The sequence below is a fragment of the Paraburkholderia sp. GAS82 genome (genome assembly GCF_050436285.1).
Lineage (GTDB): Bacteria > Pseudomonadota > Gammaproteobacteria > Burkholderiales > Burkholderiaceae > Paraburkholderia > Paraburkholderia phenazinium_B.
Window position 1 is genome coordinate 207,955 of the sequence record NZ_JBNDLX010000014.1, and the last position, 21,431, is coordinate 229,385.

Below are 21,431 nucleotides of genomic sequence, written 5' to 3' on the forward strand. Positions count from 1 at the left end.
GTTACGTTAGTACCGCTACGCTTGTGACGCGGCGCTGAAGCAGACGCCGCTCAGGAGAAGTCCACCGCCCTGACCGAAACGGGCACGCGCACCTTGATGAGGGTGCCGTTGCCCGGCGAACTGACCACGTCGAGCGCACCACCGAGCATCAGCACACGCTCCTTCATTCCCGCGAGGCCAAAGGATTTATTGCGGATTGCTACGGGATCGAATCCGCGGCCATCGTCGCGCACTTCCAGCAGGCAGTCGTTACCCTTCTGTTCGAGCGTGATGAACACTTCTTTCGCGTTGGCATGCCGCGTGACATTGGTGAGCGCCTCCTGCACGATCCGAAACAGCGCAATGGCCCGATCCTCGGCAAGCTCCGGACTTTCTTCCGGCACGCGCAGGCGGCAGGCCGTCTCACCATTCTGCGAATATTCGTCGGCGAGCCATTCGAGCGCTGCTGCGATACCCGCGTCGAGCACCGCGGGGCGCAACGAGGCAACCACGTCGCGTACCACCTGGATCGTCTTGTCCGCCAGCAGCAATATCTTCTGAACGTGCTCGCCGAGAGCCGGGTTGTCGTTGCCGAAGCGCAGACGCAGCGTCGAGGCACCCATGCGCAGTGCGGTCAGGTGCTGGCCGAGTTCGTCGTGCATCTCGCGGGCGATACGTTTGCGCTCTTCCTCACGTGCTGTTTCGCGACGTGAGGTGAGTTCGCGCAGCAAGTCGTAAGACTCGTACAGGCGTTGTTCGGCTTCCTTGCGTTCGGAGATATCGCGCCAGATAGTCAATACACTCTGCACGACCCCATCCGCGTTGTACTCGGGCACCGCATGCACGTACCAGCACTGCGATTTTCCGTGTTTGGTCCAGGCCAGCTCGAATTTGGCCGCCACGCCACTTTCCATGATCTCCTTCAGTTTCGCGCGGGTGCGCCGCGCGACTTCGGCCGTCGCAGCCGGTACCTGACCGGCCTGCTTGCGAAGCAGCTTCGGCGCCCCGACACCGCTGATGCGTTCGAACTCCGGGTTCACATACGTGCGCAGGCAGTCACGGTCGTAGCGAATGATGGGATCCGGCGCGTTTTCCGCCAGCGTGCGAAAGGCCCGTTCGCTATCGCGCAATGCCAGTTCAATGTCTCTCAGACGGGTGACGTCGTGAGCAATGCCCAGCACGCTGACGACGCGGCCTTCGTCGTCCTTCTCCGGAACGTGCCGCACCTCGAAGATACGGGGGCCGTTGGCAGTTAGCCAACGTGCTTCATGCGTGTTCGGTTGCCCCTCCACGAACGCACGCCGGACGGCCTCCTCGAGGCGTAGGTTCTGTTCTGCGTCGGAGGTCGGCGCCAACTCCCGGGGCGTCTTGCCGATAAAGGCTTCCTGCGGCGCGCCGAAGGCGCGGGCGATGGCCGGATTGGCGTACAGATGACGGCTCTCGCAGTCGAAGCGAGCAATGAAGTCCGGGAAATTCTCGGTGAGCGTACGAAAGAGCTGCTCGCTACGCTTCAGTTCGTCGATGTCGCGGCTGATGGCGAGCACGCTGGCTACCGTACCATCGGGTGCAAACTCGGGAACGATACGCATATGCCCCCAGCGGATCCGGCCTCCGGCATCCCGCAGCGCTAACTCTTCGGTCACTTCCATGCCTGTTTCGACCACGTGTTGCAACTGCTGCATGTACCGGGCTGCATCGACGAACGACCCTCGCTCGGCCGGCGTCGTGCCGAGCACGTCGCTGGCAGGCAGACGCATCAGCTTGAGAAGCGCCGGGTTGGCGTAGATGCGGCGGTAGCTCAGATCGTAGCGGGCGATGTAATCGGGCGAATGTTCGACAACGGCACGGAAGGCCTGTTCGCTCGCATAGAGGCGCAACTCGGCCTCCTTGCGCGCGGTAATGTCGAGCCCAAGAGCAAGCGCGCCCACAATCTCGTCCTGCAGGCCGCGCTCGGGGAGGAGGCGAACATGATGATGGCGCGTGCCATTGCCGCTATCCTGTATCACGACTTCAATCTGGTGCTCGGTGCCGGTTTCGATGACGTCCGCGAGCAGTGCCTGGTACTGCGCGTAGCGGCCATCGGGCTCGTGTTCGGTCGGAGTCCTACCCAGCATCTCCCGCAAGGGCTTGCGCAATGTCGTGGAAAGCCCTGAATTTGCGTAGACCAGACGGCATTGGCGGTCATAACGGCAGATCACGTCGAGCGTGCTTTCTGCCAGCCTGCGAAACTGCGCTTCGAGTTCCAGCTGGGTGGTCAGCAGCGATTCCGTCCGGTGATGAGCCGTCATGTCGCGCGCGATACCAACAATCCTGTGCACCCGTCCTGACTCGTCATGTACGGGGATCAGGGTGGAGTGGTAGTGGTGCGGCCCGGTCGGTAGCTGGAGCGTCCTTTGATCGTCGAACGCCTCGCCGGACTGGGCGCATCGCCTGAATTTCTCGATCAGGACGCTGGATACTTCGTTGGGCACCACATCGTCGAAGAGCTTGCCGATCAACTCCGCCCTTGGAATGCCGAGCGACTGCACGCCGCTCGGGTTCATTTCGAGTATGCGAAAGCGTCCTTCCGGCGTGACCTCGAGCAGATAAAGCACGTCCGAGACATTGTCGAAGACTTGCCGGTAACGCTGTTCGCTTTCCCGCAGTGCGTGCTTTGCGCGCTCGCGCTCCGTGACATCGCGTGCGAGCGCCAGGTTGTATTCTTTTCCGCCGTATTCGAAGTGGTTGGCGTTGACCTGGACCGGAAACGAGCTGCCGTCCCTGCGACGGTGCGTGGTCTCGATGATGCGTGAGCCTCGCTCGCGCAGCACCGACCATTCCTGTTTCCACAGGGGGATGGTCCATTCCGGATCGATGTCTGCCACGCTCATCTGCAACAATTCGGCATTGCTGTACCCGAGCGTGCGGCAGGCCTCTTCGTTGACGTAGACGAGGCGGCCGGCTTCGTCGAGCAGATAGGCGGCCTCGTGCACCCTGTTGAGCACGAAGCTGGTCAGATGCAGCAGTTCGTTGTGTTCGGTCACGAGGCGTTGCAGGTTTTCGCGCTCCTCGCGAAGCTCCGCATTTTCCCGTTTCAGTTCCCGGAGAATCGTATCTGTCTCAGCGTCGCGTGCGGATTCGTTCATACGTTGCCCACAAATATTTCTACATGCCGCGAAATCGCGTCTTAAGCCGGAATTTATAATGCGAGCGCGTCGAGACGGCCGTTTCGCGAACGTCTCGACGCCGACAGATAGTCTATCGATGCGAAGTTAGTAATACGATTCAGTGGGCGGATCGTTCTTTTCCCAGTAAATCCAGTGCATCGCAGAGGCTGCGGCAAGGCGTTTCGTCTTGGTGCGGCCGTCCGGATGCGCACGCCCATTGTTGTACCGTTCGGGCCACCTGTCCAGACCGGGTTGCGCCGGACAGTCATACGATAATCATGTAAACGATGACCCACATATCACATCAGCGGGAGGGCTGGGAGCTTGTCTGCCAGTCAGCGGAGGTCGGCAAGGAGACTGCGCTAGGGTGCGTGGTCCAGGACAGGCAGCTTGTGGTGTGGCGAGACGCGGAAGGGGACGTGCATGTATGGCGTGACCATTGCCCGCACCGGGGGGCGGAGTTGTCGCGTGGGCGGGTGACGGGTGGGTTGATCGCATGTCCTGAACACGGGTGGCGATTCGACGTCAACGGGCAGGTGGTGCGGCGCCTGACTACCTCTAACGCGTGCCTCGAGGGTGCCCGCGCGATGACATACGACGCCGAAGAGATCGACGGCGCCGTATGGGCATGTCTGGACAGGATGGTGTAGCTGCGGTCCTGTGTCTGTCGCGGCCGCTACCGCCAGTTTGGCAATGCGCTGCCGTGTCAGTTGCTGCTGGACTGGATCGGGGCGAACATTCGATGCTGTGTTTCGGATGGCGCGGGCTGCGGAGCGGGCGAGGCAACGACAACTGGAGGTGCAGGTGCGGCGGTCGACGCAGTGGCAGGCGCAGCCAATGGTGTAGTAACAACCGTCGGCGCAGCGGCCGCCGCAGCCGCAACCCTGGGCGCCGCAGCCGGCGCAGCCCGAGGCGCGACAGCCGGCGCGACAGCCGCCACCGGCGCCGGCTGCGCGGCCTGCGCAGTCGTTTCAGTCCATCCGCCGCCGAGTGCCTTGTAGAGCGTGACGAGGTTGGTCAGACGCGCCAGACGCACTTCAACCAGCGTCTGCTGCGCGGCAAACAACGAACGCTGAGTATCGAGCGCATCGAAGTAATCCCCTACGCCTGCGCGGTAACGCATCATCGAAAGGTCATAGCTCTTCGACGTGGTGTCGACGAGCGTCTGCTCCTTGCGCGCCTCGCTATCCAGGGTGGTGCGTCCCACCAGCCCATCCGATACCTCGCGAAAGGCCGTCTGAATGGTCTTTTCGTACTGCGCCACGTAGATGTTTTTCTCGACATTTGCGGAGGCCAGGTTCGCCTTGTTCGAGCCGGCGTCGAAGATCGGTAAGGTGACCTGGGGCGCAAAGCTCCACGCAAGGCCACTGGAAAAGAGCCCCGCGAGCGAAGTACTTTGGACACCAAACGTACCAGTCAAGGTAATGCGCGGAAAGAATGCCGCGCGCGCCGCGCCGATATTTGCGTTCGCGCCCTTGAGCTGGTCTTCCGCTGCGATGATGTCAGGCCGGCGCTCGAGCAGATCGGACGGCAGGCCCGCTGGCAGGTCCGCCAGAATGCCTTGTGCTTCGAGCGGACGCGCAGGCGGAAGATCGTTCGGAATCGGGCTGCCGATGAGCAGCGTCAGCTCGTTTTCGCTTTTCGCCGCCTGGCGCCGGTATTCATCGAGTGCCGTATCGGCTGTCTCCACCTGGGTTTGCGCGCGCTCCAGATCGAGTTGCGAGGCCGCGCGGCCCTCGACCCGGCGCGTCATCATGTCATAGCCTTCCTTCTGCGACTTCAAGGTTGCCTGCGCCAGCGCCACCAGTTCCTGATTCGCTTCCCACGTCAGATACGCGTTTGCGACTTCGGCAACCAGCGTGATCTGCGCACTGGTACGCGCCTGTTCAGTCGAGAAGTACTGCTGTAACGCCTGATCCTTAAGGCTGCGCACGCGCCCGAAGAAGTCCAGTTCATAGGAGGTCACACCGACGCCCACGCTATAGATGGTCGATGGCTCGCCCGCATACTGCAGCGCGCCCGGTTGATGCAGCGTGGTCGAGTTGGCCAGCGCATCGACGGTCGGAAACAGGGTCGAACGTTGAATCTGATACTTTGCTCGCAAATCCTCAACGTTTAGCGTCGCGATACGCAAGTCGCGGTTGTTTTGCAATGCAATCGAAATCAGGCGTTGCAGGCGCGGATCGGCAAAGAAGTCACGCCAGCCGATATCCGCGGCCTGCCCGGCGCCGTTACCGCCATTTTGCCCGGAGGATCCCGACTGGTATTCGGGGCCGTTCGGGTAGGTACCGGCGACTGGGGCGGCCGGTCTTTCATAGGTCGGTTCGAACGAGCATGCAGTGAGCAGGCTCAGGCAGATCATCGAGAGACAGGACTTATGCATAGTGATCCTCATTCTTCTGATTTCCGATTCGCAAACGCTGAGAAGTGCGGTGGCGAATGCTGTTGCGTCCTCAGCCGAGGAACGCTCGTTGTAGCAATCTCGCCAGCGCCATGCGGCGCTTCGCCTTGCTCGCCAGGTTGACCGGCGTCTCGCTGAATAGCAGCCGGATCAACGCGTGACGCGTCGCCTTGATGTGATTGAATTCGAGCCCGATGAAATCGCCCTGATGACGCACGACCCGGCACGCGACCCAGCCAGCCGGCTCGATCTTCACCCAGCCTTCGGCGCCGTCAGGGATGTCACGTGCGCGCCCGCAGATCATGCCGACACCGCTGCACGAAAGGTCGCGCGTGTTGCCGGGAAATTCGATGCCGTTCACATTCAGCCGCGCGGTGGCATCGAACGGAAAGCGCTCTTCCTTTCGTGGACGCGGCAACTCGATGCAGACGAGCAGCGACACCAGATACAGCGCGAGTGCGATGGCGGTCCACACGACATTGAAGGCGAAGCCGGGCGCGCCGGGATTGTCGAGCAGCGAGCGCACGAGGCCCAGCGACGACAGCACAATCAGGCTGCCGAAAAAGCCAGCCAGCTTGGCGTGCACGACGACGCGTGAACGATCAAGGCCCTTGTTGGTGACCTTGAAGGGACGTCCGAACGGTCTGAGGAGCGCACTCGCCAGCGTGGCGCTGACGGTCAACGCCGCGACGATCTGCGTGACTTCGGTAAACACCGGCAGCGTGCGCGAGCCGGAAATCCAGCTGCTGTAGAACCAGAATGCGAGCAGCGCGGGTGTGCCGTAAGCGAGGAATTCCGCCGGGTTCGTGTAGATCGAGGGAATCCCGAGGTACCAGTAAAGGAGCGGCGCCACCAGCATCATCAGAATGAACGGACGGCTGAACCAGTGCAGCATGCCGTGCAGATAGTGCAACCGGTGCATGAACGCAAAGCCTTTGCCGCGAAACGGTCCGTCCGGCAGGAGTGCTACCTGTATCGTTCCCAGACACCAGCGGCTTCGCTGCGTGATGTATTCAGGCAGTCCTTCGGCAGACAGTCCGACGCTTAGCCGCTCGTTGAGCCAGCGTGTTTTGTAGCCGCGCGGCAATAGCCGGTACGTCAGGTGGATGTCTTCCGTCACTGTGCCAGTGGGAAATCCGCCGATCAGATTCAGCAGATCGCGCCGCACGACGAACGAGGTGCCGACGCAAAAGGCCGCGCCCCAGGCATCCTTCGCGGGTTGAAACACGTCGAAGAAGACGCGTTGTTCGTCGACCCAGCACTCGGTCGAACGCAGGTTGTACTGGATCGGATCGGCGTTGTAATAGAACTGCGGAGTCTGTACGACACCGATATCGGGCGAGTCAAAGAGGCCGATGGTCCGCATGAGGATGTTTCGCTGCGGGGCGAAATCCGCATCGAGCACGAGGATGTAGGGCGCGTTGGTGAGCGCTGCGGTTGCCTGCAGGCCGTTGTTGAGATTGCCGGCTTTTGCGTGCGTATTGTCGGGACGCGTCAGATAGTGCGCGCCGACTTCCTCGCAAAACGAGCGCAACCAGTCGCGACGTGTGTCGTCGAGCACCCACACCTTAAAGTTCGGATAGTCGACAGCCAAAGCGGCAACGATGGTTTTCTCGAGCACGTCGAGGCCTTCGTTATACGTGGCAATGAAGATGTCGACGGCCGGCACGGCTGGGCTACGCCTGAGCTTCGCTTCGCCACGGTTGGCCCGCTCGCTATGGTCGGAACTGCGCGTCAGCACGACGATCGAGAACAGCGTGTACGTCACGGTCAGCAGTTCGAACGCGAAGAAGCAATATGGCCAGAGGCTCGCGAGTTCCGGTTTGAATTCGGGCAACGTCGAGGTGCTGCGCCATAGCAGGTAGTTGACGAGCAGAAAGGCCGTCACGCTGCCGACGACGATCCGGTCGAAAGCGCGACGCCGATCCGACACGAGGCAGAGCACCGTCACGATCGCGAGCGTACCCAGATTGATATTGAACAGCGTGCTGGTATCGAAGAATTGTTCGTACATGGCAGCGTATCCAGTCAGGCGCCGAGCCTGCGGCCCGTAAAAGGATTCCATCCTGCTGCCGCCAGCACTGCCCAGGCGGTAGCGCCCAGGTGAGGCAGGTGGAAGTAGTCGAAATCCGCGTTCTTCGAGGTGGGCCCGATCGCGAGGCCCGTACGGATGCGCTCGTTCGGTGTGGCATACAGCAGTCCGGACGGGGCGCGTTGACTGAGCAATACGTCCCACAGCGGCACCGCATCCTGACTGTGTCCTCGGGCTTGTAGCACCAAAGCCGCTTGCCCGGTGCCTTCAGTCCATATGCCATCGGGTGCGGCATTGAAGCCAAAGCCGGCGCCGGTGCGGTGATGCTGCAGGGTCCAGTCGATTGAGTGGCCCCAGCCGCTGGTGGCGTTGCCTGGCAGTGCGATCAATGGCCATAGCTCGGCGTCGATGGCCGACGGACCCGCATTGAGCGTGCGGCCGTCATTCTGTGTGCCGATGTTGAAGCGTCCTTCCTGCGCGTTCCACATGGCCGCGACGAAGTCTCGTGCGTGTTGGGCTTGCGCTGTCCAATGCGAGTCGCCGGTTGCGCGCGCGAGCCAACTGAAAGCGGCGTACGCATCGACGTTCTGTTCCGTCGACTTCCACGACTGCCGCAGCGGCTGCGGCTCTTCACCGAAATAGCCACCGATAAAACCATCGGGCGGTCCGGCATCGAAGGTGTTGGTGGCGACCCAGTTCATCAGCGAAGCCGCGGCATCGAGATAGCGCCGCTCGTGTGTGGTGTCGTACACCGTCATGAGAGCCAGCGCGGCCCACGCGACATTGCCGGTGGCCGAGCCGACCTGATACGCATCCTCATCCCATCGATTCGCGGGCGCGTCCCACCATCCCGGCAACTCGAGCGGGTCGTGACTGGCGGCTCCGGCACGATACGCGTTGCGCAAACGTCCGTCGTGGTAGTGGCGGTCATGTGAGGTCGCGAGGACCAATGCATCGGCAATCCGTCGCGCTTCTGCGGTCTTGCCGCAAGCGACGAGCGCAATGCTGGCGAGCGCGTTGTCGTAGACGAAGGCGGCGTTTTGCAAGGCGGGAGCGAGCGGTTGGCCATCTGCGGCTTCATAGCTCTGCACAAACGCCGGTCCGTTGCCGGGTATCGCAGCGACCTGATGGACGAGTGCGTCGCAGCCCGTCGCCAGCATTTTCTGTTGCTGCGCGGGGGAATCCACAGCCCTGGCAGGGGCGGGCGACAGGAAAATTACCACTGAGGTCAGCATAGCGAGCGCCTCTAACGCCTGTATCCGCAACCGTGTCGAGAAACTTCGCATGACGACCTCCGGGCCGCGCCGAGACACACGAATCACGACTGGCTGCCGCCGGACGACAGTCCCGGCATGTGGCCGCCGAGGAAGGCCTGCAGCCGGTTCGTCCAAGGCCGGTCGATGCTTACATGCACCCATTGGCCCAGCTTGCACGAGCCGCTTTGCGTGCCGTCACCCGGCGCGTTGTTGCCCTGAACGCTGCCGCTTTGCACCGCATCACCCTGTGCATTCGCATCGAGTGGCTTGTCGAAAGTGGCGAGTGCGTAGATCTCGTTGGATTCGATTGATGGGAACGGCACGAAGTAGCGGGCCTGGTCACCATCGGACGCACGCGGCAAGAGCCCGGTGACGGACGCGCCAACCGGATGGTCGACGCCATCGACACGTACCTTCAGACGCGTGCCTGGCAGCAGGCTGTCGCTGAGGCTGCGCGGAAAGACGGCGACGACCTGGGCGCGCGAGCAATCGACAGCGCGAATCAACGTTGCGCCGGCGCTTACCTGCGTGCCAGGAGGAGCCAGCACGTCCTTGACGACACCGTCACCATAAGCCTTGATTTCAAAATTGGACATGCGGTCGACCCGGTCGCGTTCCTTGGCGATCAACTGATCGATGGTGCTCTGCGATTGCTGGAGTGCGCTTGCCTGCGCGGTCAACTGGTCCACCGTGTTGTGCAGATCTTCGCGCTCGTGGGCAAGCGTGGATACGCCGTTGTCCTTGTCATCGAAGAAGACCTTGTTCTTCGACGCCTGGCTATCCGTCTCGGCTGCCTGCAGTTCCGCCTGTATCGCGGCTTTCGCGTTCTGTAACTCAGATAGCTGGTATTTCGAGGTGTCGCTGACCGACCCGCTGATTGCGCCGGCCGCGGCCAGCGTCGAGTCGCGGTTGACGATGTCCTGCTGTGCGTCGATTTGTGTGTTGGCGATGGCCAGTTTCGAGCGGATGCCGGAAAGGTTGGCGTCGTTCATCTTCTGCGTGGCCGCCTGATACTTGGTCATTTGCTGATCGGCGGTGGCAAGGCGGATACGCGATGCATCGAGTTGCGTGCTGACTGCATCGTATTGCTGGGCGAGCTCCATCCTTTTGCTGGTCAGTTCGACGAGCGTCGAGCGGTCGACGTTCTGGTTCTGGATATCCACCAGTGCATCGCCGGCATGAAACCGGTCTCCGATGTGCAGCCGCTGCGATGCGACCGTGCCTTCAATCGGTGTGGTGACGAGAGTGGTGGGTACATCGACCACGGCCCGTTGCGAGGAGCGGAAGAACATAGGCGGCATCACCATCGAAAGCAGCGTCCACCCGATGAAGATCACCACGCCGAAGCCGGCGAGCCGTGCGATCGACTGTCCGCTGAACCAGCGCGACAGCCCCGAAGACGTGCTTCCGCGGGGAGCGCCTAGATCGGACGCGGATGTTTGCACCTTGTTCACCATAACCTCACCTCTTTGACAATTAGGAGTGCGACCTGACAAGCAACGATGCACGGGAACGCGCGCGGTTCCACCCGTTGGCCTGACGCCAGTGGGCAGGTGAGCTTTGCAGCTCATCGCGTCCCCTAGGCCTGTTTGTGATTAAACGATAGCCATTGCAATCTGCGCGTCTGATCGGGTCACAGCCGTGGCAGAGTTGCAGAGGTAGCTAGCAGTGGCGAGCCGGCACGTTGGAATGTGCGGTGACTTCGCAGATTGAAGAACGTGAATCAGACATGGGAGTGAATCCCGGTACCCAAAATCTAGAGCAAGTCCCGGTTACGAACGCGCGCGGTTTGTTACGAAATGAAAACGTAGTGTGTGGAGGTTAAACGGGGGCGGAAATACTGGCTGGACGTCGCGCGGCCATCTAGCGTCGCGCGGCTAATGGCGAGCTTGCGTATGAAGATGGCGAAGCGGCAGGGCAGGAACAAAAAATGAGCTTGAAATCGAGGGGTAACGTCCTCTTACACTTGGCGGTTCGTGTTGCGCAGGTGCCACTTTTGGCGCTGCAAGATTTGAAAACTTGTGGCGGGGAATTCGGAAAATATTGGGCGGAGGGCCGACGTTTGGGATCGTGAGGGAGGGCGTAATGACCGCCGTGCCTTGACAGCTTTGGTGATGAAGTTCCGGCAATGATTCATGTGAGTGGTTCGTGCGATCCGAACTGGGTATAAAGCAGGATGAAGGCGTAGCAACGCGCGGTTGGGCGTTCAGTGGACAAAGTGCCAATGCAAAAAAGCAAGCCCGGCGTTCATGGCAGGAAGACGACGATGAAGATCAATGGGTGCTTTGATGGTAAGGATCCCGATCAGGTAATGGAATAAGTACGAGAACCCGGCCTAGGACCTGAAACCAGGGAGGTCGGCTTACAAGCGCTTGCTGTTAGGGATTCGCGAGAGTTAAGTAATGAGATCCCAGACTATTTTGAGGAAAATTTCCCGCGGTGCTGATAACAGCACCGCTTACCCGTATGGCGTATGCGCAGTCGATGGTCACAGACTATGATTGCAAGGCTTCGGGTGTATCCGTCTTGCGTTGATGTGCCAACGGTCGGTGGGGCTTTTTCTTGAGCGCCGGGCGTTCGATAAACGTCCAACTCAGCCAGCCCAGAACAGCGCTAATGGTCAGGCTCAGGACGAACATCAGCCAAGGTGACATGTGCGGTATGTTCCAACCCAGCAGTTTCTGGACGGGCCAACCGTACAGGTACATTCCATAGGAAACGTCGGGCATAGTGCGTCGCTGTGCTCTCGATCCTCGCCGGATAGACGCCAGTGCGAAGACGACGTACGCCCCTCCGAGCAGGATGCCCGGCCGCAATAACGCGGCACTGAACAGCGAAGCGGCCAGCACAAACATCGCAAGTGCGAGGCCCCATAACGTAAATCGAATGCGGCTTCGGAATACAAAGAAACAACTTCCCATTAAAAACAATGCCGCAAACCAGGCCATCCAGTCCGAAACGCGCACTGCTTTTATGCCGAAGAGTACGTGCTGATTGTCGGTCGGTCCAGCCTCGGGGACGGCGTAGCTAATTGCGCATCCTACGATCACAGTCAAAATCAGCAGCGTTGTCCGTTTCCTGAACATGCCAGCCAGGCCCAGCAACATTGCGAGTAGATAGCACCGCGCCTCGAATGAGATGGTCCACATCGACCCATTGACTGAACCTACCGTCGTCCCGGCAAATACGGCCGGGGTGTGAGGTTCGCGCAACACCAGAAAGCCTACCAGCGTCTGCCTGAGATTCAGTGCGTGAAAGTAATCCCCCACTGCAGACGCACCGAGCGGCCCGACGAGAAGGACGGAGAAGATTGAAGCGACGACAAACGCTGGATAAAGACGCAACGCCCGCCTCGCGAGAAATCGGGAGATAGATGGATCAGATATCCAGCTTCTAGTAATCAGGTAACCACTGATAAGGAAGAAACCATCGACTGCGAGATCGCCTGGGTCGCCGCCACCGGTCACTACCGACCGTATGGGATCTGCGACGCCGAGAAGCGCAAAGCTATGGGAAAACAACACCATTGCGGCAAAGGCGATCCGCAAGCCGTCGAAACTTGCGAGGTGGCCGGGTGAGGAAGTGGAATTATTACTCACTAGACATTTCGGGTAAGGATTGCGCCAGGCGGAATTCTAACCGTGTCCGGTGATCCACTATCAGTTTTTCATACGAATAAAACGAATGCGTCTGCGCTACTCCGGCACTTGCCCGGTGCGCTCAGTAAGACACCTGTTGCAGTACGGTTCATATTCCATGCATAGATCGGAATTGTTTTCCGCGTTGTTTTGATACCCGACGTCCGAGGAAGTAGCGCATCGTTTCGGACGGCATTGGTTAAAGGCGTTAGCAGGGAAAGGCTAGAGGACATGTGGGTGCAAGGCAGAATCCTGGCCCACTTTGCCCTCTCGCTATTGAATTCGGGAAGCCCTCTAAGGCTTTCGTGACGCTGACCGCGGGGGCACCTCGGTGGCAGCACAACGGCGTATTGGGCACACAGACCAGAGCTGGATTTCCATTCGCCCTATATGTACGCGACAGAACGGGTCTGACGGTGCGGACGACCATGAAATATTTGATAAGGACTCCAAGGATTTCCCTACGCCACTTTCAGCTCAGACTGACTGCTGAGATTTCAACAGGTGAGTTCAAATGGTCGAATTTCCATTGTTGGCGTGCCTAGGACGTCTCGTGGCGCGTGCCACTATCGATGGCTCGGAGTTTGGTATCGGATATCTTCTTCTAAACGATGCGAATCATTTATTTCTGTACGTGTCCGGGGTCGGGTAAGCACGCCGGGGGAGTGAAGGTCATTTACGATCATGTGCGTGCATTGGTGGAACTTGGCATTCCCGCTTACGTCATGCATGAGCGCAACGGCTATCGGTACCCGTGGACCGAACTCTCGGTGCCGACGATTGCAGATAATGAATTGCGATCGAGCGATCACGTAATTGTCCCTGAGATAAAGTCCGCGTTGATAGCGCCCCGACTTATCGCAGCGGGCATGCAATATTCGATTTTTGTGCAGAACGGTTATTACCTGTCAACTCGGGATCGGAATCTCACGGACAGCGATGTAGATTTCGCCTACGCGCAAGCAACATACATTCTCTCGATCTCTGACGATACATCGGACCTGATCCGCTTGCATTACCCCCAGCTTGCATACCGCGTGGTCCGGATGGCAACCACAATCAACGCTGGACTGTTTCACTCTGAAGGAGAGAAGGAGAGGTTGATTACCTACATGCCGCGGAAGAACGGTGCCCATGCAGAGGCGGTTCTGTTCGCGTTGCGTCGTCAATTGCCTACTGGATGGTCCGTTCGATCAATCGACGGGCTTTCGATCCCGGAAGTCGCAGCGGTTCTTCGACGATCCCGGCTGTTCCTCTCGTTTTCAGCGATGGAAGGCTTGGGCCTGCCGCCAATTGAAGCCGCCCTGTGCGGAAACTACGTAATCGGATATCACGGCGGCGGGGGAAGGGATTATTGGACAAAGCCCAATTTTGAAGACGTAGGCGTTGGCGATGTGACGAATTTCGTCAGGAAAGTTGTCGCGCTGGTCAGCAAGGCCGATGCAGGCTCCGACCTACGAGAGTTGCAACGCGGTATGGATGCTCTGCTGGTTCAGTTCTCCGGCGCCAGAGAAATTGCTTGTCTTCAGGATTTGGTACGGTTGCTCGGAATTAACCATTTTGTGGGTGACAGGAGCCACGTTGTGTCAGTGAAGCTGCAGAAACGTCGAAGTTTTGCTCACCGGATTCCCTCCTGGCTGCCTCTTTTCAGCCAGCGCGGCCAATCCTCGAAATTGGTACGGGTCACACCAGACCGTTCTTGAAAGCGTGTTGATAAGGACCAGTTTGGCCGGAGATCTAGTTTCTCTCGGGAGCAACATAAAAGAATTTGATCTCGCCGAGGCCGTCAAAACATCGACTCTGAATGTTCAGCAACAAGCCCGGTCCGCACCATTCGACTGTCAATCTCGGCAATGAGCACAGTCTCGTCTTCAGGGTTTACCCACTATGAAGGTGGGTCACCAGGTCCGACGAGCGGATGCCGCCAGAAAAGGAGGGGACCGTACTCCACGTGCGGCACTAAGACATCGATTCGGGCCTAAGTTGATGTTTTTTATGGAAGAGATTCGACATCCGATGCAAGGGCGGGAGTTCAAACTCAAGCGCACAAAGTTCAAAGTTGGCGGAATCTCGGCACTCCCGTGTCGAGATTCAGTTAACTTTGAACAGGTCATGTCGGAGGGACGAGCTTGCGCGGGCAGGCCGCTCAGTAAACCTTGAACCTGTGGTTCACTTAAGTTTGAACTATCCGGACGGCAGTTCGTTTAACTTTGAACTTTCTGGAGCGCAGCCAGAACTATGGTCTTCAGCGGCCGATAGTCTATGGCAAATTTCCGGAATCGGCCACAATGAGACATTCGCCGCGGCCACCTGAATTGGCGACAATGCACGCAACAAATAGAGATCGAGATTATGAAAACGGGGAAGGCAAAGTTGCCGACGACGCGCGTGGTCTCGGAATGCGCTCGTCTCGTCGCCTTGATTTTGGCGGCCATTTTTATCGCATTCCCGGCGTTAGCGGGACAGCACGCGACCGAGGACGTTCGCTTTTCTCGTGCGCACCAGATCAACTCGCAACTCGACCATCTAGTCGCCGTAATTCAGGATGAGTATGCGGCGGAAAAGCCGCATGGCAGGCAATTACAGTTTGTTGTCGTGCCGAAGCACGGGACCATCGCGATTGCATCCTTTATCATCGAGGGCTTCGGCGACGGAAACAATGCTCATCAATTTCTTGCTGTCTTCGGGCCGCCTGCTGATCCGGGGCCAGAGTCCTCGTTTCCGTACTATGCGCTGTCAGGTCTTACGGAGGTTGGCGACGGCTGCGCTGTTGATGTCCGACGTATTCGCGTCTCAGGCATTCGCGACGATGGATCATTGACTTTGACCTTGCCAACATTTGTGATATCGACTACGGGCTCTTGCGAAGGCGGGACGAGTCGGTCGTACACGTGGCGGACCGGTGATGCACGTCTCGGCCAACTTAACCTCAGATAAGCTTGGACTATCGCATGGCGATAGGTGGCTCGAATGCTCGTTCATTCGCGCGGCCACCGTCCCAGTGGGTCGAGAGGTCGAGATGAGCCGGCCGCATGGGGCACGGATCGGCCAGAAGCCGCCGGTCGGGGTCGCTCGCTGATCGTCAACAGTCAGTTGACCGGGGCAACACCACCAGTCGGCGGCTCTAGTGATCTAAAATCGACGTTTATTTCCGAAACGTTCACGGTACATCATGAGTTACCTTCCGGTCGTTCGCGTAGCAGACCGCACAGATGCTGCGGCTCTCCAGTCGTTGTATTGCCAGTTGGTGGACGATGTGAACGTGAATGTCACCGAAGCGCAGATTCAAATGATTGCGGAAGACCCACGCACTCGGGTGTTCGTCTGCGAGATTGATGGCGACGTCCGCGCTACCGTACTGGTCTCTCTTTGCGCAGACGTGATGTACGCCGGCCAACCTTTAGCCGTGATCGAAAATCTGGTCGTCGATCATCGATGCCGCGGAAATGGAATCGGACAGGCTCTGCTACGTGAGGTCGAGCAGTACTGCTTATCGCGGAATTGTTCGAAGATGATGTTGCTTAGTTCGGCCTCCCGCGCCGAGGCCCATAAATTCTTCGAACATGTCGGGTTCCGTGCCGACCTCAAGCGTGGCTTTGTGAAATACCGCCGGCAGTTTGCCCCAACCATTTGAGCGGCGCCCTCGCGAGCCGATCCGGTGGTAGGCCGTCCCGCCTTGATTTATGCGATATGCATTTGTCAACAGCCGGCCACTTTCGGACAACCGACGTCGACGCCTAGATCGCGGACAATTGAGGCCCCCGAGTTCGAATAGAAACGTTCAGCTCGGGCCAGCCACTTTCGGCAACCTGCGCGACCTCCAAATGGGCATCGACGAACTAGACTGGCTCGCTCCGTGGCGTCCGCTCGCTACGGAGCACGAAGCTATCGGACTGAAACGTCAATTAGATAGGGAAGTGACCGCGCGGCATCCCCTCTTTGGCCGCGGAGCCACCGTCAAGGGCAGGCGCATTGACACCGATGACATCGTTGCGGTCCTTTTCGACGGGGCGTACGTCGTTGTGCACCTCACTTGGAGCGTGTCAGACGGAGGCCCATTCGCGGATAAGTACCCAGAATGGGTTTCATATGGGTCGCTTGAGGACTTCGTTGCGGCGATGCTGAAGGACTCCCGAGCATACGGCGACGGATAGTGGCCCAGTCGCAGCCGCCCGTGTCGGACAACACGCGGCCAGTACGGGACACGCGACACACGCCTGTAGCTCGTTGACAACTCTCGTTGCCTTCGAAGCAGTCTGAAAAAGAAGCCGCTTGCTCGTAAGCAATGGGATGGACGCCCCCACCTATAACGGCATCGATGTGCCAGAGTGGAAGTGTCAACAACCACTCGAATAGCGGGAGCGCCCATCATGGAGATTGCAACGATCGGCATTGACTTGGCCAAGAATGTGTTCCAGGTCCACGGGGTAAACCGGAACGGCAAGGTTCTCCTTCGCAAGCAGCTTCGTCGGGAGCAGATCGCGACGTTCTTCGCCAACTTACAGCCGTGCCTGATCGGCATGGAAGCATGCGGTAGCGCCCATCATTGGGCGCGCAAACTGCAAGCACTCGGACATACGGTCAAATTGATGGCACCTCAGTTCGTAAAACCGTACGTCAAGAGTAATAAGAACGACGCGGCCGATGCCGAGGCGATTTGTGAGGCGGTAGTTCGGCCGTCGATGCGATTTGTTCCGATCAAGAACATTGAGCAGCAGTCGGTGCTTTCGCTGCACCGTGTTCGCCAAGGTTTCGTCAAGGCTCGCACAGCGCAAGCGAACCAAATTCGTGGACTGCTGAGCGAATTCGGGATTGTTGTGCCGCAGGGCATTGCCTATATCACCCAGCGAGTGCCCGAGCTTATCGACGATGCAAGCAATGCGCTGCCGGGCTCGTTCCGCCTGCTGATCGACCGGCTGCTTGAGCATCTGAGGATGCTGCATCGCCAGATCGACGAGATCGAAGCGGTGATCAAGGCGTGGCACCGCGACAATGAGGCGAGCCAGCGCCTCGAGAAGGTCCCGGGAATCGGTCCTCTCACTGCAACCGCCTTGGTGGCTACCGTCGGTGACGCGAGAAACTTCGCCAATGGTCGGGAGCTTGCCGCGTGGCTGGGACTCGTTCCTCGACAACATTCAAGCGGTGGCAAGCAGAACTTGTTAGGCATGAGCAAGCGCGGAGATGCATACTTGCGAACCATGTTGATCCACGGTGCCAGATCGGTCATCTATCGGGCGATGCAGAAGGCCGACCCGGACAGTTGGATCTACAACGTCACAACCCGTCGCAACAAGAATGTGGCAGCCGTCGCGTTGGCGAACAAGGTGGCCCGCACTGTATGGGCGCTGCTTGCGCATGATCGATGTTTCCAGCAGGGTTATGTACCTCGTGCCGTTTAATCCATGTTACCCAGCGCCTAAAGGAATGGCGATTTAAGGACACTAGAACCCTACCACCGATTGCTCAGGCAAACACGAAGTGATGGCAGACAGGTAAGACCGTGGCTGGCGAAGCCCACATAGACCGAGGCACCTCGAGTGCGTGTAAGCGATAGCGGCGCCGGCTAGCAGAACCCATCAGGGACAGTGAGCATGTCTCGCAACCAAAGTCCGAATGTACGGGTGCAATCTTCCTTCCTGTTCTCACCAACTGGTAGCTTGGCAAGCCGGGGGCGTCCATGTACGGTCTATGAAGCACGCCCTTCCATCGCACGGCCGATTCACAGAGGCTACCTGTCCATGTCAACGAACGTGGACACGTGTACATGAGCGAACAGGAAGAAGGCTTGCAGGGCCGGCTGGTAGTCGGCTCGAAGCGCGACGGGCGGCGCAAATACGACGAGAGTGCAAAGCGCGAGCTGATACAGGCATGCCTTAAGCCCGGTGTGTCGATAGCGCGCACTGCGATGGATTATGGTATCAATCCGAACCTGGTGCGGACCTGGATTTCGCAGTATCAGCGCGAGCAGGGACGGGCCGGAGTGGCCGGGCTTGCGAGTGAGCTCGTCCGTGAGACTCAGGCCGGGGTTTCGGAGGTTGCGCCATCAGATGAGCCGGCCTTCGTACCGGTCGAGACTCCTGTGCTGCCGCCGCCACCGATCAAATCAGCCACGACGTTCCAGTTGAGTGTTCGATTGCCCAACGGCGTTCGCATGGAGGTTGGACAGACGCCCGCTGAAGAGCTGGAGACGATCATCCAGATGCTCGGGAGGCTGCCATGTTCCGGTTCGACGAAGGGTTGAAGGTGTACCTGCATCGCGAGCCAGTCGACTTCCGCGTGGGCATCAACGGACTATCGATCCTGGTCGAGCAGGCAATGCGCCTGAACCCGATGACATCGGCTCTATTCGTGTTCGGCAACCGGCGTCGCGATCGCATCAAGATACTTGGCTGGGGCGGCAACGGCTTCTGGTTGTTCCTCAAGCGACTTGAGGCTGATCGCTTTACCTGGCCATCGGGAGGCGAGACCATCTCCCTCACCGTCGAGCAACTGCACTGGTTGCTCGACGGCATCGACCTGGCCGTTATCCAGAAGCATCCACGACGTTTTTACGAACGGATCGGCTGAACGCCCGGCGCACCGGGATGGTCTAACCGGCCATGCCGAACGACATCGTCACACTGAGTGTCGAAGAATATCAGGCGCTGCTCGCCGAGCGCGAAGCACTGCGTGGCGAGCTTCGTTTGGCGAAGGCTGAGCGTGATCTGGCGGAGGAACGGCTACGTGCCTACAAGCACGAACTGTTCGGCGCGTCGAGCGAGGCGCGCGCGACTGACCAGCTCGGCCTGTTTAACGAGGCCGAAGCGCTCGGTGCTGACGCCACGCCGGCGCGTGAGGACGAACCGGCCACGCAGGTTGCAGGCCACACGCGTGGCAAGCGTGGTCGCAAACCGCTAGATCCGAATCTGCCGCGCGAGATAGTGCGGCATGAATTGCCCGAGCCGGACCGCTTCTGCGCACACGACGGCCATGCGCTGATTGAGATTGGTGTCGAGACCAGCGAGCAACTCGACGTGATTCCCGAACAGGTACGCGTCATCCAGCATCAGCGCGTGAAATACGCGTGTCCCTGCTGCGACCTGGGCATCAAGGTTACGCCAGCACCGGCAAGGATCATCCCTCGCGGGCTGCTCACAGAATCGGCACTCGCGTGGATCATCACCGGCAAGTATCAGTACGGCATGCCACTGTACCGGCAGGCGACCCTGCTGCGTCGCTTCGGCGGCGACATCTCATCGAACACCCTGGCCGCGAGCGTTGTTCGCGTCGGGCTGGCCGCGCAGCCAGTGATCAACCTGATGCGCGATGTGCTGCTCGAGTCGGAACTCATCTACGGCGACGAGACGACCTTCCAGGTGCTGAAGGAGCCGGGACGAAGACCTCAGTCGAAGAGCTATCTGTGGGCGCAAGTCAACGGCTCGGGACCACCCGTTCGGATGTTCTCTTACTCGCCGGGGCGCGGCACGCTGCATGCGCAACGGCTCTATGCGGGTGTGAAGCCCGGCGCCGTGCTGATGACTGACGGCTATGAGCTATACAACGGCATCGCTCACGATCACCAGCTCGTGCATCTCGGATGTTGGGCGCACGTACGCCGTGGCTTCATCAAGGCGGAGCAGACCGTGCCGAAGGCAGCGCGCACGCCAGATCTGCTGGCCAGGCGGTTCATTGGATTGATCGGCAAGCTGTTTGCCGCCGAAACACGCAGCGCGAAGTGGACGGCGGAACGTCGGCACCGGCTACGTGTTCGCTACAGCGGCCGCGTGCTCGCCACCATCGAACGCATGATGCTCGAGCACTTGCCGACGGTCGTACCGTCGAGTCTGCTCGGTAAGGCTCTCCAATACATGAAAGGACAGTGGCACAAGCTGGTCCGCTACGTCGAGAACGGGAACTGGCCCATATCCAACAACCTGTGTGAAAACGCCATCAGGCCATTCGTCGTCGGAAGAAAGGGATGGCTGTTCGCCGACACCGTTGCCGGTGCGCAGGCCACCGCCAATCTCTACTCGCTCGTCGAGACCTGCAAGGCAAATGGCATCGATCCATACCGCTATCTCGTCTGGCTGTTCGCGAAGTTACCGCTCGCCGCCACGGCCGACGGCTATGCGGCGCTCATGCCATGGGCACTATCGGCAGCACCTAACCTCTGAGGGACGTGGTCAAAAGACCGCTTACGCTTGCTCAGCTGTCTATTTTTTCAGCAGCGCACTGTAGTAGGCGGCAATATCGTCTTCAGGGCCCTTCGTAATTCGATCGAATGCTCGTCCCCAAGGCCAAAAATCGGTACCGGAGGCGGTTTGCATGCCTGGATAGCGTACTCCGCCGAGCGTGACAATACCCCATTCGCCTCCATGATTGCGGCGATACACCTCGCCCACGTAACTTCCGAAAACCTTTGCGAAAGCCATGACTTTGTCATCAGCGGGCTTGGGGGCGGTGTTGGCGTACGACAGGTTCATTTGGCCCAATATCTTCTCTACATCTGCAATGCTTGCATCCGACCAATCGAGTTTTGTCGCGAAGTGTTTTGCCGAGAAATCGACGGCGTCCAACGCGTACGCTTCTGCAATTTTTTCGACCTTTGGGTCCAGCGAGAAAGTCTGGGCTGCGACGCTGTCAGCGAGCGCAACGTCCGAGAGGACCCAAAGCAAGGCGACAAACACCGTCCCCAACAAACGCTTCGCAAAGATCTTCATATACCCTCATTCCAGATAGGCGTGGTCACTCACGTATGCCACTGCGCGGCACGCAACATACCGTGCATACTGTGCTCTATGAACGGCCGATTTCGGAAAATCTGAAGGACCGCTTCGGGTCCACTTATGCCTTTCACATATTCGCCGCAATCAGCGATTGATCGAGGTCTGAGTCGGACCGGGCTCGGCCGAGGCTGTGTAAAAACTCTAATGATCGCCTAGACTGAATCAACCTGCTGGAATGAGAGGCGCAGATGGGGCGATTTGTCGAAGGTGCGCA

General features: G+C 59.2%; 15 protein-coding genes. 8 read left to right on the plus strand and 7 right to left on the minus strand.

The window, feature by feature from the left end; genetic code table 11:
- Positions 1–50: 50 nt before the first annotated feature.
- A complete protein-coding gene (locus P3T17_RS34055) occupies positions 51–3,104 on the minus strand; it encodes a PAS domain-containing sensor histidine kinase (RefSeq protein WP_429411311.1) in 3,054 nt (1,017 codons plus the stop codon).
- Between the two features lie 308 nt (positions 3,105–3,412).
- On the opposite strand from P3T17_RS34055, the gene P3T17_RS34060 reads away from it, so the two are divergent.
- On the plus strand, positions 3,413–3,775 hold the full coding sequence (locus P3T17_RS34060) for a Rieske 2Fe-2S domain-containing protein (protein ID WP_429411312.1): 363 nt from the start codon (positions 3,413–3,415) through the stop codon (positions 3,773–3,775).
- Positions 3,776–3,831: 56 nt separating this feature from the next.
- On the opposite strand, the gene P3T17_RS34065 is transcribed toward P3T17_RS34060, so the two are convergent.
- The 5 genes from P3T17_RS34065 to P3T17_RS34085 form a co-directional block, all read right to left on the minus strand.
- Positions 3,832–5,508, minus strand: a complete 1,677-nt coding sequence (locus P3T17_RS34065) for an efflux transporter outer membrane subunit (protein WP_429411313.1) — start codon at positions 5,506–5,508, stop codon at positions 3,832–3,834.
- Positions 5,509–5,578: 70 nt separating this feature from the next.
- Positions 5,579–7,540 (minus strand): glycosyltransferase family 2 protein, encoded by a 1,962-nt coding sequence (locus P3T17_RS34070; RefSeq protein ID WP_429411315.1) that lies wholly within the window; start codon positions 7,538–7,540, stop codon positions 5,579–5,581.
- A 14-nt stretch (positions 7,541–7,554) separates the two neighbouring features.
- Entirely contained in the window at positions 7,555–8,844 is a 1,290-nt protein-coding gene (locus P3T17_RS34075; RefSeq protein ID WP_429411317.1) for a hypothetical protein, read from the minus strand.
- A gap of 32 nt (positions 8,845–8,876) precedes the next feature.
- Complete coding sequence (locus tag P3T17_RS34080; protein WP_429411319.1) at positions 8,877–10,259, minus strand: HlyD family secretion protein; 1,383 nt, start codon at positions 10,257–10,259, stop codon at positions 8,877–8,879.
- A 1,050-nt stretch (positions 10,260–11,309) separates the two neighbouring features.
- Positions 11,310–12,413 carry an acyltransferase family protein gene (locus P3T17_RS34085; RefSeq protein WP_429411321.1) on the minus strand — a complete coding sequence of 368 codons (1,104 nt, stop codon included), beginning with the start codon at positions 12,411–12,413 and terminating at the stop codon, positions 11,310–11,312.
- 704 nt (positions 12,414–13,117) lie between these two features.
- Here P3T17_RS34085 and P3T17_RS34090 point away from each other — a divergent pair.
- The 7 genes from P3T17_RS34090 to tnpC all read left to right on the plus strand — a co-directional run bounded on the left by P3T17_RS34090 (position 13,118) and on the right by tnpC (position 20,605).
- The gene (locus P3T17_RS34090; protein WP_429411323.1) at positions 13,118–14,155 is read left to right on the plus strand and encodes a hypothetical protein; all 1,038 of its coding nucleotides are present in this window, start codon (positions 13,118–13,120) and stop codon (positions 14,153–14,155) included.
- 649 nt (positions 14,156–14,804) lie between these two features.
- Entirely contained in the window at positions 14,805–15,389 is a 585-nt protein-coding gene (locus P3T17_RS34095; protein ID WP_429411325.1) for a hypothetical protein, read from the plus strand.
- 235 nt (positions 15,390–15,624) lie between these two features.
- A complete protein-coding gene (locus P3T17_RS34100) occupies positions 15,625–16,086 on the plus strand; it encodes an N-acetyltransferase family protein (RefSeq protein ID WP_429411327.1) in 462 nt (153 codons plus the stop codon).
- 736 nt (positions 16,087–16,822) lie between these two features.
- Complete coding sequence (locus P3T17_RS34105; protein ID WP_429411329.1) at positions 16,823–17,851, plus strand: IS110 family transposase; 1,029 nt, start codon at positions 16,823–16,825, stop codon at positions 17,849–17,851.
- A gap of 365 nt (positions 17,852–18,216) precedes the next feature.
- The gene (gene tnpA, locus P3T17_RS34110) at positions 18,217–18,693 is read left to right on the plus strand and encodes an IS66-like element accessory protein TnpA (protein WP_429411331.1); all 477 of its coding nucleotides are present in this window, start codon (positions 18,217–18,219) and stop codon (positions 18,691–18,693) included.
- Complete coding sequence (tnpB, locus tag P3T17_RS34115; RefSeq protein WP_429411333.1) at positions 18,669–19,019, plus strand: IS66 family insertion sequence element accessory protein TnpB; 351 nt, start codon at positions 18,669–18,671, stop codon at positions 19,017–19,019. Before tnpA ends, tnpB begins: the two co-directional genes overlap by 25 nt.
- 32 nt (positions 19,020–19,051) lie before the next feature.
- A complete protein-coding gene (tnpC, locus tag P3T17_RS34120) occupies positions 19,052–20,605 on the plus strand; it encodes an IS66 family transposase (protein WP_429411335.1) in 1,554 nt (517 codons plus the stop codon).
- Between the two features lie 39 nt (positions 20,606–20,644).
- Here tnpC and P3T17_RS34125 read toward each other — a convergent pair whose 3' ends face one another.
- On the minus strand, positions 20,645–21,151 hold the full coding sequence (locus P3T17_RS34125; RefSeq protein ID WP_429411337.1) for a hypothetical protein: 507 nt from the start codon (positions 21,149–21,151) through the stop codon (positions 20,645–20,647).
- Positions 21,152–21,431: the final 280 nt, after the last annotated feature.

Bases quoted from the DNA above. Each gene is read 5' to 3' on its own strand.
- P3T17_RS34055 (WP_429411311.1), bottom strand. From the start codon at position 3,104: ATGAACGAATCCGCACGCGACGCTGAGACAGATACGATTCTCCGGGAA.
- P3T17_RS34060 (WP_429411312.1), top strand. From the start codon at position 3,413: ATGACCCACATATCACATCAGCGGGAGGGCTGGGAGCTTGTCTGCCAG.
- P3T17_RS34065 (WP_429411313.1), bottom strand. From the start codon at position 5,508: ATGCATAAGTCCTGTCTCTCGATGATCTGCCTGAGCCTGCTCACTGCA.
- P3T17_RS34070 (WP_429411315.1), bottom strand. From the start codon at position 7,540: ATGTACGAACAATTCTTCGATACCAGCACGCTGTTCAATATCAATCTG.
- P3T17_RS34075 (WP_429411317.1), bottom strand. From the start codon at position 8,844: ATGCGAAGTTTCTCGACACGGTTGCGGATACAGGCGTTAGAGGCGCTC.
- P3T17_RS34095 (WP_429411325.1), top strand. From the start codon at position 14,805: ATGAAAACGGGGAAGGCAAAGTTGCCGACGACGCGCGTGGTCTCGGAA.
- P3T17_RS34100 (WP_429411327.1), top strand. From the start codon at position 15,625: ATGAGTTACCTTCCGGTCGTTCGCGTAGCAGACCGCACAGATGCTGCG.
- P3T17_RS34105 (WP_429411329.1), top strand. From the start codon at position 16,823: ATGGAGATTGCAACGATCGGCATTGACTTGGCCAAGAATGTGTTCCAG.
- tnpA (WP_429411331.1), top strand. From the start codon at position 18,217: ATGAGCGAACAGGAAGAAGGCTTGCAGGGCCGGCTGGTAGTCGGCTCG.
- tnpB (WP_429411333.1), top strand. From the start codon at position 18,669: ATGTTCCGGTTCGACGAAGGGTTGAAGGTGTACCTGCATCGCGAGCCA.
- tnpC (WP_429411335.1), top strand. From the start codon at position 19,052: ATGCCGAACGACATCGTCACACTGAGTGTCGAAGAATATCAGGCGCTG.
- P3T17_RS34125 (WP_429411337.1), bottom strand. From the start codon at position 21,151: ATGAAGATCTTTGCGAAGCGTTTGTTGGGGACGGTGTTTGTCGCCTTG.